The 12,520-nt window shown below is 69.1% G+C and carries 12 protein-coding genes and 1 tRNA gene; 3 read left to right on the top strand and 10 right to left on the bottom strand.

The genetic code is table 11. The features are described 5' to 3' along the window. Positions 1-46 precede the first annotated feature (46 nt). The gene (locus tag ABIE67_RS19835; protein ID WP_370259165.1) at positions 47-298 is read right to left on the bottom strand and encodes a type II toxin-antitoxin system Phd/YefM family antitoxin; all 252 of its coding nucleotides are present in this window, start codon (positions 296-298) and stop codon (positions 47-49) included. 125 nt (positions 299-423) lie between these two features. On the opposite strand from ABIE67_RS19835, the gene ABIE67_RS19830 reads away from it, so the two are divergent. Further along, positions 424-597 (top strand): CsbD family protein, encoded by a 174-nt coding sequence (locus ABIE67_RS19830; RefSeq protein WP_370259164.1) that lies wholly within the window; start codon positions 424-426, stop codon positions 595-597. A 41-nt stretch (positions 598-638) separates the two neighbouring features. Here the strand turns inward: ABIE67_RS19830 and ABIE67_RS19825 are convergent, their stop codons facing one another. Both ABIE67_RS19825 and ABIE67_RS19820 read right to left on the bottom strand, forming a co-directional pair. After that, positions 639-1,316 (bottom strand): TetR/AcrR family transcriptional regulator, encoded by a 678-nt coding sequence (locus ABIE67_RS19825; protein ID WP_095754963.1) that lies wholly within the window; start codon positions 1,314-1,316, stop codon positions 639-641. Continuing rightward, positions 1,313-2,323 (bottom strand): acyl-CoA desaturase, encoded by a 1,011-nt coding sequence (locus tag ABIE67_RS19820; protein WP_370259163.1) that lies wholly within the window; start codon positions 2,321-2,323, stop codon positions 1,313-1,315. Before ABIE67_RS19820 ends, ABIE67_RS19825 begins: the two co-directional genes overlap by 4 nt. Before the next feature lie 308 nt (positions 2,324-2,631). On the opposite strand from ABIE67_RS19820, the gene ppc reads away from it, so the two are divergent. Beyond that, positions 2,632-5,364, top strand: coding sequence for a phosphoenolpyruvate carboxylase (gene ppc, locus ABIE67_RS19815; protein ID WP_370259162.1), 2,733 nt, complete (start codon positions 2,632-2,634; stop codon positions 5,362-5,364). Between the two features lie 92 nt (positions 5,365-5,456). Here ppc and ABIE67_RS19810 read toward each other — a convergent pair whose 3' ends face one another. The 7 genes from ABIE67_RS19810 to ABIE67_RS19780 all read right to left on the bottom strand — a co-directional run bounded on the left by ABIE67_RS19810 (position 5,457) and on the right by ABIE67_RS19780 (position 10,997). Continuing rightward, complete coding sequence (locus tag ABIE67_RS19810) at positions 5,457-6,128, bottom strand: LPXTG cell wall anchor domain-containing protein (protein WP_370259161.1); 672 nt, start codon at positions 6,126-6,128, stop codon at positions 5,457-5,459. Between the two features lie 136 nt (positions 6,129-6,264). Further along, positions 6,265-6,753 carry a hypothetical protein gene (locus ABIE67_RS19805; RefSeq protein WP_370259160.1) on the bottom strand — a complete coding sequence of 163 codons (489 nt, stop codon included), beginning with the start codon at positions 6,751-6,753 and terminating at the stop codon, positions 6,265-6,267. A gap of 65 nt (positions 6,754-6,818) precedes the next feature. Continuing rightward, complete coding sequence (pth, locus tag ABIE67_RS19800) at positions 6,819-7,421, bottom strand: aminoacyl-tRNA hydrolase (RefSeq protein WP_370259159.1); 603 nt, start codon at positions 7,419-7,421, stop codon at positions 6,819-6,821. Between the two features lie 96 nt (positions 7,422-7,517). Further along, a complete protein-coding gene (locus tag ABIE67_RS19795; RefSeq protein WP_370259158.1) occupies positions 7,518-8,111 on the bottom strand; it encodes a 50S ribosomal protein L25/general stress protein Ctc in 594 nt (197 codons plus the stop codon). A gap of 186 nt (positions 8,112-8,297) precedes the next feature. Then, positions 8,298-9,278, bottom strand: a complete 981-nt coding sequence (locus ABIE67_RS19790) for a ribose-phosphate diphosphokinase (RefSeq protein WP_030049929.1) — start codon at positions 9,276-9,278, stop codon at positions 8,298-8,300. Positions 9,279-9,353: 75 nt separating this feature from the next. After that, positions 9,354-10,802, bottom strand: a complete 1,449-nt coding sequence (glmU, locus tag ABIE67_RS19785) for a bifunctional UDP-N-acetylglucosamine diphosphorylase/glucosamine-1-phosphate N-acetyltransferase GlmU (protein WP_370259156.1) — start codon at positions 10,800-10,802, stop codon at positions 9,354-9,356. Positions 10,803-10,925: 123 nt separating this feature from the next. After that, positions 10,926-10,997: transfer RNA gene (locus ABIE67_RS19780), tRNA-Gln, on the bottom strand. 170 nt (positions 10,998-11,167) lie between these two features. Here ABIE67_RS19780 and ABIE67_RS19775 point away from each other — a divergent pair. Continuing rightward, complete coding sequence (locus ABIE67_RS19775) at positions 11,168-12,502, top strand: sensor histidine kinase (protein WP_370259155.1); 1,335 nt, start codon at positions 11,168-11,170, stop codon at positions 12,500-12,502. The last annotated feature ends 18 nt before the right edge of the window (positions 12,503-12,520 follow it).

Here is a 12,520-nt window from a genome sequence, read left to right as displayed (position 1 = left end):
AGCCGCGCTCGGGCTCAGGCGCTGGGCCCGGCTGGGTGACGAGGGATCACGGGCTCAGCCCCAGCACACGCCTGACTTCCTCGTGCGGGATGCCCTCTCCGAGGGTGCCCTCGGCCTTGCGCCGCCGGTAGTCGGCGACCGCCAACGCATCTTCGAGATCCTCGATCACCTGAGGAGGGACGAGCAGGGCCACCACTTGGCCGTGGTCCGTGAGGGCGATGGTCTCGCGGCCATGAGAAGCGCGGCGGACCAGGTCCTCCAGCTCGGAGCCGGCCTCGCTGACCGGGATCTTCGTCATGTCCAGAAGGTTCCACAAGCCCGCCACCATGATCGGCCGTTTCGGCTCTCGTCCCTGTTTGAGCGCCGCGGCGCAGGGTCACCCGATCGGTGACCCGACATCGAGCCTCCCGAGGAGTGAGGAACGTGGCGAAGGAAGAGAAGGCCCGGGCCAAGAAGGAACAGGTCAAGGGCAAGGCCAAGGAAGCCATGGGCCGCACGGCCGGCAACGAGCGGATGACCGCCGAAGGCAAGACCGACCAGATGAAGGGCGACGCGCGCCAGGCGAAGGAGAAGGGCAAGGACACCTTCAAGCACTGACGGCGTCCCTCCCGCACCGCCAGGCCGATACGCCGAGCGCGTCAGCTCTTGCGGTGCCCTATCAGCCGCGGCTTCGGCTCCAGCCCGTCCAGCCCGTGCCACGCCAGATTCACCAGGTGCGCCGCCACCTCCGCCTTCTTCGGGCGGCGGACGTCGAGCCACCACTGGCCGGTCAGGGCGACCATCCCGACCAGGGCCTGCGCATACAGCGGGGCCAGCTTGGGGTCGAAGCCGCGGCTCTTGAACTCGCGGCCCAGGATGTCCTCCACCTGGGTCGCGATGTCGGAGATGAGGGAGGCGAAGGAGCCCGTCGACTGGGGGATCGGCGAGTCACGGACCAGGATGCGGAAGCCGTCCGTGTACTCCTCGATGTAGTCCAGGAGCGCGAAGGCCGCCTGCTCGCACAGCTCCCGCGGGTGGCCGGCCGTCAGGGAGCTGGTCACCATGTCCAGCAGCCGCCGCATCTCACGGTCCACGACGACCGCGTACAGGCCCTCCTTGCCGCCGAAGTGCTCGTACACCACCGGCTTGGAGACCCCGGCCTTCGCCGCGATCTCCTCCACCGACGTGCCCTCGAAGCCCTTCGCGGCGAACAGGGTGCGACCGATCTCCAGCAGCTGCTGGCGGCGCTCGGCGCCCGTCATGCGGGTGCGCCGCGCACGCCGCGGCTTCTCATTGCTCGGGGTGCTGCTGGAGTCGGTCGCCACGGCGTCAATCATGCCGCCTTGACGGGCTCCTTCCGGCGCCGAGAGCCGCCTTCCCCGGCGTTCCGGCGCGAATCGATACGCGAGCGTGACGGCCAGCGCACGTCGGACGCCCAGCCGAGCATCTCGAACCAGCGGATGAAGCGGGCCGAGGAGTCGATCTGCCCGCGCTCCACACCGTGCCGCGCGGACGTCGGGTCGGCGTGGTGCAGGTTGTGCCAGGACTCACCGCACGACAGGACCGCCAGCCACCACACGTTGCCCGAGCGGTCACGCGACTTGAACGGACGCTTGCCCACCGCGTGGCAGATGGAGTTGATCGACCACGTCACGTGGTGCAGCAGGGCCACCCGGACGAGCGAGCCCCAGAAGAAGCCCGTGAACGCGCCCCACCAGGACATCGTCACCAGACCGCCGATCAGCGCCGGCAGGGCCAGTGACAGCACCGTCCACCAGATGAACTGACGGGAGATCGCGCGGATCGCCCGGTCCTTGATCAGGTCCGGCGCGTACTTCTCCTGCGGCGTGCGCTCCTCATCGAACATCCATCCGATGTGCGCCCACCACAGGCCCTTCATCAGCGCCGGGAGGGTCTCCCCGTAACGCCACGGGGAGTGCGGGTCACCCTCCGCGTCGGAGAACTTGTGGTGCTTGCGGTGGTCGGCGACCCAGCGGACCAGCGGGCCCTCCACCGCCATCGAGCCCGCGACGGCGAGCGCGATGCGCAGCGGACGCTTCGCCTTGAAGGAACCGTGGGTGAAGTAGCGGTGGTAGCCGATCGTGACGCCGTGGCAGGCGAAGAAGTAGAAGAAGACCAGCAGACCGAGGTCCAGCCAGCTCACTCCCCAGCCCCACGCCAGCGGCACCGCGGCGGCGAGCGCAAGGAACGGGACGACGATGAAGAGGAGGAGCGCGAACTGTTCGAGCGACCCCTTCTTCTCGCCGCCGAGCGTGGCGGAGGGAACTTGGGTGTCGTCGTTCGCCTTCGGGGCGTCTTCGATCACATCGGAGCTCGTGGTCATGGGCGTCCCCTGTGGGGTTTCGAGGGTTGTGGCAGGTGCCGGGTCGCGGGAACTGTTCCCAGGTTCCGTTACATCGGTCCCTACGGTTCCGTAACCTACGGCGTCGTAAGTATGGCAGTGCGCCGCCCGGCGGCAAGAGCCCGAGAGTCTGCGCGTCCGCATGGACACCTATCCTTGGAGTCGGTCGGACAGCGCGGTCCGCTCTGAATTCTTCCCGGATGTCAGGAGCCGTATGCGGCCCCGCCGCGCGGCCCCAGGCGCCGGGTTCCCCTCCCGGACGAGCTTCAACACTGCAAGGAGCCGCACCTGTGAGCAGTGCCGACGACCAGACCACGACGACCAGCAGTGAACTGCGCGCCGACATCCGCCGACTGGGTGACCTCCTCGGCGAGACCCTCGTCCGCCAGGAGGGCCCGGAGCTGCTGGACCTCGTCGAGAAGGTCCGCCGCCTCACCCGAGAAGACGGCGAAGCCGCCGCCGAGCTGCTGCGCGGCACGGAGCTGGACACCGCGGCCAAGCTGGTCCGCGCCTTCTCCACCTACTTCCACCTGGCCAACGTCACCGAGCAGGTCCACCGAGGCCGCGAGCTGCGCGCCCGGCGCGCCGCCGAGGGCGGCCTTCTCGCCCGTACGGCCGACCGCCTCAAGGACGCCGACCCTGAGCACCTGCGCCAGACGATCGAGCACCTCAACGTGCGCCCCGTCTTCACCGCGCACCCCACCGAGGCCGCCCGCCGCTCCGTCCTCAACAAGCTCCGGCGTGTCGCGGCCCTCCTGGAGACCCCGGTCCTCGAAGGCGACCGCCGCCGCCACGACACCCGACTGGCCGAGAACATCGACCTCGTATGGCAGACGGACGAGCTCCGCGTCGTACGCCCGGAGCCCGCCGACGAGGCCCGCAACGCCATCTACTACCTCGACGAGCTCCACGCCGGAGCCGTCGGCGACGTCCTCGAGGACCTCACCGCGGAACTGGAGCGCGTGGGCTACAAGCTCCCCGACGCCACCCGCCCGCTCACCTTCGGCACCTGGATCGGCGGCGACCGCGACGGCAACCCCAACGTCACCCCCCAGGTGACCTGGGACGTCCTCATCCTCCAGCACGAGCACGGCATCAACGACGCCCTGGAGATGATCGACGAGCTGCGCGGCTTCCTGTCGAACTCCATCCGCTACACCGGAGCCACCGAGGAACTCCTGGAGTCCCTCCAGGCCGACCTCGACGCCCTCCCCGAGATCAGCCCCCGCTACAAGCGCCTCAACGCCGAGGAGCCCTACCGGCTCAAGGCCACCTGCATCCGGCAGAAGCTGGAGAACACCAAGCTCCGCCTCGCCAAGGGCATCCCGCACGAGGCCGGCCGCGACTACCTCGGCACCGGCGAGCTCCTCCAGGACCTCACCCTGATCCAGACCTCGCTCAGGGAACACCGCGGCGGCCTGTTCGCCGACGGCCGCATGAACCGGACCATCCGCACCCTGTCCGCGTTCGGCCTCCAGCTCGCCACCATGGACGTCCGCGAACACGCCGACGCCCACCACCACGCCCTCGGCCAGCTCTTCGACCGCCTGGGCGAGGAGTCCTGGCGCTACGCCGACATGCCCCGCGACTACCGCTCCAAGCTCCTCGCCAAGGAGCTCCGCTCGCGTCGCCCCCTCGCGCCCACCCCGGCGCCCGTGGACGCGGCCGGCGAGAAGACCCTCGGCGTGTTCCAGACCGTCAAGCGGGCCCTCGCCGTCTTCGGACCCGAGGTCATCGAGTCGTACATCATCTCGATGTGCCAGGGCGCCGACGACGTCTTCGCGGCCGCCGTCCTCGCCCGCGAGGCCGGCCTCATCGACCTGCACGCCGGCTGGGCCAAGATCGGCATCGTCCCGCTCCTGGAGACCACGGACGAGCTCAAGGCCGCCGACACCATCCTGGAGGACATGCTCTCCGACCCGTCGTACCGCAGGCTCGTGGCCCTGCGCGGAGACGTCCAGGAGGTCATGCTCGGCTACTCGGACTCGTCGAAGTTCGGCGGTATCACGACCTCCCAGTGGGAGATCCACCGCGCCCAGCGCCGCCTGCGTGACGTGGCGCATCGATACGGGGTGCGGCTGAGGCTGTTCCACGGCCGCGGCGGCACCGTCGGCCGCGGCGGCGGCCCCTCGCACGACGCGATCCTCGCCCAGCCCTGGGGCACCCTGGAGGGCGAGATCAAGGTCACCGAGCAGGGCGAGGTCATCTCCGACAAGTACCTCGTGCCGTCGCTGGCCAGGGAGAACCTGGAGCTGACGGTCGCGGCGACTCTGCAGGCCTCCGCCCTGCATACGGCTCCGCGCCAGTCCGTGGAGGCGCTGGCCCGCTGGGACGCCGCGATGGACGTAGTCTCCGACGCCGCCCACGCCGCCTACCGGGGGCTCGTCGAGGACCCCGACCTGCCGACGTACTTCCTCGCCTCCACGCCGGTCGACCAGCTCGCCGACCTGCACCTGGGCTCGCGGCCCTCCCGCCGCCCCGGCTCGGGCGTCTCGCTCGACGGACTGCGCGCCATCCCGTGGGTCTTCGGCTGGACCCAGTCCCGGCAGATCGTCCCTGGCTGGTTCGGCGTGGGATCGGGGCTGAAGGCGCTGCGCGAGGCCGGCCTCGACACCGTGCTCGACGAGATGCACGAACAGTGGCACTTCTTCCGCAACTTCATCTCCAATGTCGAGATGACGCTCGCCAAGACCGACCTGCGGATCGCCGCCCACTACGTCGACACGCTGGTGCCGGACGAGCTGAAGCACGTCTTCGACACCATCCGCGCCGAACACGATCTGACCGTCGCCGAGGTCCTCAGGGTCACCGGCGAGCAGGAACTCCTCGACGCCGCTCCGGTGCTCAAGCAGACCTTCGCCATCCGCGACGCGTACCTGGACCCGATCTCCTACCTCCAGGTCACCCTCCTCAAGCGCCAGCGTGACGCCGTGGCGGCGGGCGCCGAGCCCGACCCCCTGCTGGCCCGCGCCCTGCTGCTCACCGTCAACGGCGTGGCGGCCGGCCTGCGCAACACCGGCTGAGCGCCCCGCACACCGGCCCACACAGGGCGGTGCCCCCGTGCTGCTACGAGCACGGGGGCACCGTTCCTTTTCACGGCCGTGGCGGTCAGGCCCTACGACGCCCTGCGGCGCCGGAACACCAGGTAGCCGCCCGCGCCCAGCAGCGCCGCGGCCGCCGCGGACAGCAGGCCCACCGGCGCGCCGTTCCCGGTCTCGGCGAGGTCACCCTCACCACCACCCTGCGGCGACGGCGACGCGGGCGCCTCGCCCGGGGCCGACGGGCTCGCGGAAGGCTCGTCGGTGGAGTCGCCCGGCGTCTCGGAAGGCGGCGCAGACGCGGACGGCGTGGCCGTCGTACCGCCGCCCTCCTCCTCGTCCTCGCAGTCCGTCCAGAACACCTTGTGCTTCGCGGACCCCTTCTCACCCTCGAAGTTCCAGAACAGCTTGTAGTGCCCGTCGGGCAGCGTCATGTCGTCCGTACGGCCATGACCCTCGCCGTCCAGCGTGATCGCACCGGACTTCACGGTCTCGCCCTTGACGGCGGCCGTCGGGGCCCAGGCCTCGATGTGCCAGGAGACCTGCTGGACGTTGTCGAAACCGAACGCGTCCAGATAGAACTCGCACACGTGCGGCTCGTTCTTGCGCAGTTCCTCGCCAGTGGTGGCGTCATGGATCTTGACAGTGCCGTTGTCACCGGGAGCGGTGGCGTGGGCGGCGGCAGGCGCGGAAAGCAACGCTGCCGCGGCGACGGCGGACAGGGCACCGGCGCGGGTGAGGGTACGCATGAGGCAGTAGTCCATCTTCGAGAAGGAACGGGAAGATGTGGAGGGGGCGGCTCAGCATCCTGCCGGGGCTGACTCCAGGTCAATCACGAACAGGCAACACTCAGATCCTCCACAGACATGGAGAACGGCGCAGACCTCAGACCGTCACGAACGCCGCGGTCAGGAGCGCCATCCCCGACCCCGCCAGCACCCATGCCACCCGCGTCCGCCGCAGCCCACCTGCGACGACGACCGAGGCCAGCAACAACGCACCGCCCAGCGGAACCCAGGCGTACAGGACCCCCGCGGGCCCGGACCGTACGACGTCGTCACTCCCCGGCTTCACCACGACCGTGTACGTCTGCCCCTTGCGCACGGCCACGTTCTTCTCGATGACGACCGACCCGCGCGGCCGCGACCCCGCCGAGATCGGCGTGTACGGCCCGCTGCACGTGTCCGCACCACACCGCGTCACCTCGACCGTGCCGCTCTCCCGCCCCTTCGTGAGCATCACATGCTGCGCACTGCCCCACGACGCCCACACACCCGCGATCAGGATCAGCACCGCGACCGTACCCATCGCCGCGAACCGCCCGAACCGCAGCGCGGAGAAAGCGCCCTGACTGGAGACAACGGCAGAAGGCATGGCCGCGATCCTTGGCCATGCCCCTACGACCGGTCAACCTGGGCCCGGTCAACTGCCCGGACAAGTCACGAGTTGTACGTGCTTTGCGCCCGCTCCAACCCCTCGATCACCAGACACTCCACCGCATCCGCCGCCCGGTCCACGAAGTAGTCCAGCTCCTTGCGCTCCGCCGACGAGAAATCCTTCAGCACGAAGTCCGCCACCGGCATACGACCCGGAGGCCGCCCGATCCCGAACCGCACCCGGTGATACTCGGCACCCATCGCCTTCGTCATCGACTTCAGCCCGTTGTGCCCATTGTCACCGCCGCCCAGCTTCAACCGCAGAACGCCGTAATCGATGTCCAACTCGTCGTGCACGGCCACGATGTTGCCCACCGGCACCTTGTAGAAGTCCCGCAGGGCGTTGAGGGGGCCACCGGACAGGTTCATGTACGACATCGGCTTCGCCAGGATCACCCGCCGGTTCATGGGGCCCGGCGGCCCGATCCGCCCCTCGAGCACCTGCGCCTGAGCCTTGCCGGCCCGTTTGAACTTCCCGCCGATCTGCTCGGCCAGCAGATCCGCCACCATGAACCCGACGTTGTGCCGGTTCCTGGCGTACTCGGGCCCCGGATTGCCGAGGCCGGCGATCAGCCAGGGGGCGCTCGGGTCGCTCGTCACGTCCATGTCTCCTTGGTACGCGCCAGCCGCTGCCCCCAGCGGGAACAGCGGCTGACGAACCGATGACAGAGCCGAGGATCACGCCTCTGCCAGACCTGGGGATCAGGCCTCGGCGACTTCCTCGCCCTCGGCGGCCTCGCCCGCGGCCTCCTCGGCCTGCGCGGCCAGGACCTGCAGGACGACCGTGTCACCCTCGACGGCCAGCTTGGTGCCCTTCGGCAGCGGGATGTCCTTGGCGAGGACGGAGTCGCCGGCTGTCAGACCCTCGACGGAGACGGTGACCGACTCGGGGATGTGCGTGGCCTCGGCCTCGACCGGAAGCGCGTTCAGGACGTGCTCCAGCAGGTTGCCGCCCGGGGCCAGCTCGCCCTCGGTGTGGACGAAGATCTCGACGTTGACCTGCTCGCCGCGCTTGACCAGCTGCAGGTCGACGTGCTCCAGGAAGCCCTTGATCGCGTCACGCTGCACGGCCTTCGGGATCGCCAGCTCGTTCGTCTTGCCGTCGATGTCCAGAGCGATCAGGACGTTCGGCGTACGCAGCGCGAGCAGCAGGTCGTGGCCGGGAAGCGTGAGGTGCAGCGGGTCCGAGCCGTGGCCGTACAGGACACCGGGGACCTTGCTGTCACGACGGATACGACGGGCGGCACCCTTACCGAACTCGGTACGGGTCTCGGCGGAGATCTTGACCTCGGACATACGGATCACTCCTCGTAGAACTAGAGACGGACGTGGTCACCCGGCCACGAACGGCCTGCTACGAAGAGCGCGTCGATAACGGATCGCCGACACCTGAACGAACAGGTGCGGCCTCCCTCGCCGAGCAACTGAAACAGTCTACTCGGAGAGGGAGGCCGCACCCAAAAGGATCTTTACCGCGGATCTCTACTGCTCGTCGAACAGGCTCGTCACCGAACCGTCCTCGAACACCTCACGTACGGCGCTCGCGATCGTCGGCGCGATCGACAGCACCGTCAGCTTGTCGAGGTCGCGGCTCAGCTCACCCGGCGTCGGCAGCGTGTTCGTGAACACGAACTCGCTCACCCGGGAGTTCTTCAGCCGGTCCGCCGCGGGACCCGACAGCACACCGTGCGTCGCGGTGACGATGACGTCCTCCGCGCCGTGCGCGAACAGCGCGTCCGCGGCCGCACAGATCGTCCCGCCGGTGTCGATCATGTCGTCGACCAGGACACACACCCGGCCCTTGACCTCACCCACGACCTCGTGGACGGTCACCTGGTTCGCGACGTCCTTGTCCCGCCGCTTGTGCACGATGGCGAGCGGAGCGCCGAGCCGGTCACACCAACGGTCAGCCACCCGCACACGCCCGGCGTCCGGAGACACCACGGTCAGCTTCTCCCGGTCGACCTTCCGGCCCACGTAGTCCGCGAGCAGCGGAAGCGCGAAGAGGTGATCGACCGGCCCGTCGAAGAAGCCCTGGATCTGATCGGTGTGCAGATCGACGGTCAGGATCCGGTCCGCACCCGCGGTCTTCATCAGGTCCGCGATCAGACGCGCCGAAATCGGTTCACGCCCACGGTGCTTCTTGTCCTGGCGCGCGTAACCGTAGAACGGCACGATCACCGTGATGGAGCGGGCCGACGCGCGCTTCAGCGCGTCGATCATGATCAACTGCTCCATGATCCACTGATTGATCGGAGCCGTGTGGCTCTGGATCACAAAGCAGTCCGCACCGCGCGCCGACTCCTGATAGCGGACGTAGATCTCACCGTTGGCGAAGTCGAAGGCCTTCGTCGGGACAACCCCGACCTCCAACTGCTGGGCGACCTCCTCGGCAAGCTCGGGGTGGGCGCGGCCGGAGAAGAACATCAATTTCTTCTCGCCGGTCGTCTTGATCCCGGTCACAGCTGTCTCCTCAGAGGTGTCTCAACAGGGTGTGCACTTATCACGGTACGCCGTGTTTGGCGCACCCGTTTCCGGTCAGTCTTCGCTCTCGACCTGCCCAGAAGCGGCCTCAGCCGCCTTCGCGGCCGCGCTGCCCGGACGCTTGCGAGCCACCCAACCCTCGATATTCCGCTGCTGACCGCGTGCCACAGCCAACGAACCGGGCGGCACATCCTTCGTGATCACGGAGCCCGCCGCGGTGTACGCGCCGTCCCCGACCGTGACAGGAGCCACAAACATGTTGTCCGACCCGGTACGGCAGTGCGAGCCGACTGTGGTGTGGTGTTTGTCCTGTCCGTCATAGTTCACGAAGACGCTCGCGGCCCCGATGTTCGAGTACTCACCGATCGTCGCGTCACCGACGTAGGAAAGGTGAGGCACCTTCGTCCCCTCGCCGATCGAGGCGTTCTTCGTCTCGACGTACGTACCGATCTTGCCCTTGGCGCCGAGACGGGTACCGGGCCGCAGATACGCGTACGGCCCCACGGTCGCCTGTGCCCCGATGACAGCACTGTCGGCCACGGTGTTGTCGACCCGCGCGCCGGCACCGACCCGCGTGTCCTTCAGCCGGCTGTTGGGGCCGACCTCCGCACCCTCGCCGAGATGGGTGGCGCCCTGGAGCTGGGTGCCCGGGTTGACGACGGCATCCTGCTCGAACGTGACCGTCACATCGACCCAGGTCGTTGCCGGGTCGACCACGGTGACGCCGGCGAGCATCGCGGCGGTCAGCAGCCGGTCGTTCAGGATCCGCCGGGCCTCGGCGAGCTGCACACGGTTGTTGATCCCGGCGATCTCGCGGTGGTCGGCGGCGACGGAGGCCCCGACGCGATGACCGGCCTCGCGGAGGATGCCGAGGACGTCGGTGAGGTACTCCTCGCCCTGACTGTTGTCCGTGCGCACCTTCCCTAGCGCGTCGGCGAGCAGCTGCCCGTCGAACGCGAACACCCCGGAGTTGATCTCCCGGACGGCCCGCTGCGACTCGGTGGCGTCCTTGTGCTCGACGATCGCCGTCACCGCACCCGAGACACCGTCCCGCACGATCCGCCCGTACCCCGTCGCGTCCGGCACCTCGGCGGTCAGGACGGTGACCGCGTTGCCGTCGGCGGAGTGGGTGGCGGCGAGACGGGTCAGGGTCTCGCCGGTGAGGAGGGGAGTGTCGCCGCAGACGACCACGACGGTCCCGTCGACTCCGCCACCGAGCTCTTCGAGACCCATCCGTACGGCGTGACCCGTGCCGTTCTGCTCCGCCTGCACGGCGGTGCGTACGCCGGCGTCGATCTCACCGAGGTGCGCGGAGACCTTCTCCCGCGCGTGCCCCACGACCACGACCAGGTTCTCGGGCTGCAACTCACGTGCGGCGGCCAGCACATGACCCACGAGGCTGCGTCCGCAGAGCTCGTGCAGGACCTTGGGTGTGGCCGACTTCATACGGGTGCCCTCACCCGCTGCGAGAACGACGACGGCTGCCGGGCGAATGGCGCTCACGGGATGCCCTTCGGCTGTGGAGGGGGAGGGGTGACATCCGCAGGATACCGGGGCGTTTCGTGGGGGACATGAGAGCGGGCCCTGACTGTGCTGTCAGCAGTCAGGGCCCGAACCAGGTATGTGCTCCCCCGCCAGGACTCGAACCCGGACAAATGGCACCAAAAGCCACGGTGCTGCCAATTACACCACGGGGGATCAAACTCGACTAAACCGGACATTTAGTCAGGCCGCCGAGTCGGCACCCAACACTATGCCGTACCGGGCGCCCTCCATGCGACGGTACAGATCGGCGCTCTGCGCCGACATGGATCACAGGGCATAAAAGTCACCGGAAAAGGGGGGCCGGGCGCCCGTAGGCTGGAGGCATGACCACGACGGGGGAAGCCCACACAGAGGCGCCGCCACCGAGTGCGGGGCCGTGGTGGTGGGGCAGGGTGCGCAGTGCCGTGCTGGACGTGAGTCTGGGCGTGGTGTCCGCGGTGGAGTGCGGTTTTGAGGGGGTTCGGTTCGCGCGGGATGCCGGGATTCCGGAGCCCGCGGGGGTGGTGTTCGGGGTTCTGGCGGGGTCCGTGCTGGTGCTGCGGCGCCGGTGGCCCATCGCCGTCGTGCTGGTGTCGATCGCCGTGATGCCGGCCCAGATGGGGTTCCTGATGGGCATCGTCGGGCTCTACACCCTCGCCGCCTCCGAACTGCCGCGGCGGATCATCGCCTCGCTGGCGGGGATGTCGTTCGTCGGGGCGCTGATCGTGACGTTCGTGTGGCTGCGGCAGGACGTCGGCCGGGGGAGTCTGACCGTCGGGGACTGGGTGGTTCCGTTCGCGTCGGTCACGACCGCTCTCGGGGTGACCGCGCCTCCGCTGCTGCTGGGGCTGTATGTGGGGGCCCGGCGACGGCTGATGGAGAGCCTGCGGGAGCGGGCGGACAGTCTGGAGCGGGAGCTTCAGCTGCTGGCCGAGCGCGCGGAGGAGCGTGCGGAGTGGGCGCGGAACGAAGAGCGCACGCGTATCGCGCGGGAGATGCATGACGTCGTCGCGCACCGGGTGAGTCTGATGGTGGTGCATTCCGCCGCGCTGCAGGCGGTGGCCCGGAAGGATCCCGACAAGGCGGTGCGGAACGCCGCGTTGGTGGGGGACATGGGGCGGCAGGCGTTGACCGAGTTGCGGGAGATGCTCGGGGTGCTGCGCAGTGGGGGTGTCCAGGTGGATCGGCCTCAGGGGGCTGTGATGCCGCTGGCCGCGGTGGGGGCCGCTGCCGCCGCGGCGGCCGATCGGGAGCGGTCCGGTGGGGACGAGGGGCTGGGCGAGGGGCCCTGCCTGTCGGAGCTGGACGCGTTGGTGGGGCAGTCGGCCGCCGCGGGGATGGTCGTGGATCTCTCGGTGGAAGGGGAGTCGCGGTCGTATGCGCCGGAGATCGAGCAGACGGCGTTCCGCGTGGTGCAGGAGGCGCTGACGAACGTCCACAAGCATGCGGCGGGGGCGAAGACGCATGTACGGCTCGCGCATCGGGTGTCGGAGATCGCGATGCAGGTGGAGAACGAGCCGCCGCCGGAGCTGTCGTCGGCGTCCTTGGCGCGGCTGCCTTCGGGGGGCAACGGTCTGGTGGGGATGAAGGAGCGGGTCTCGGCGCTGGGCGGGGTGTTCGTGTCGGGGCCGACGGATGCGGGGGGTTTCCGGGTGTCGGCGGTGATTCCGGCGGCGTAGTGGCCGTGTCGGTTCTGC

The organism is Streptomyces sp. V4I8, assembly GCF_041261225.1.
Lineage (GTDB): Bacteria > Actinomycetota > Actinomycetes > Streptomycetales > Streptomycetaceae > Streptomyces.
This window is presented reverse-complemented; position numbering and strand designations above follow the sequence as displayed.

Excerpts from the sequence above, each read along its gene's own strand:
- ABIE67_RS19825 (WP_095754963.1), bottom strand. The coding sequence starts at position 1,316 with ATGATTGACGCCGTGGCGACCGACTCCAGCAGCACCCCGAGCAATGAG.
- pth (WP_370259159.1), bottom strand. The coding sequence starts at position 7,421 with ATGGACGTGACGAGCGACCCGAGCGCCCCCTGGCTGATCGCCGGCCTC.
- ABIE67_RS19835 (WP_370259165.1), bottom strand. The coding sequence starts at position 298 with ATGACGAAGATCCCGGTCAGCGAGGCCGGCTCCGAGCTGGAGGACCTG.
- ABIE67_RS19805 (WP_370259160.1), bottom strand. The coding sequence starts at position 6,753 with ATGCCTTCTGCCGTTGTCTCCAGTCAGGGCGCTTTCTCCGCGCTGCGG.
- ABIE67_RS19775 (WP_370259155.1), top strand. The coding sequence starts at position 11,168 with ATGACCACGACGGGGGAAGCCCACACAGAGGCGCCGCCACCGAGTGCG.
- ABIE67_RS19810 (WP_370259161.1), bottom strand. The coding sequence starts at position 6,128 with ATGCGTACCCTCACCCGCGCCGGTGCCCTGTCCGCCGTCGCCGCGGCA.
- ABIE67_RS19795 (WP_370259158.1), bottom strand. The coding sequence starts at position 8,111 with ATGTCCGAGGTCAAGATCTCCGCCGAGACCCGTACCGAGTTCGGTAAG.
- ABIE67_RS19820 (WP_370259163.1), bottom strand. The coding sequence starts at position 2,323 with ATGACCACGAGCTCCGATGTGATCGAAGACGCCCCGAAGGCGAACGAC.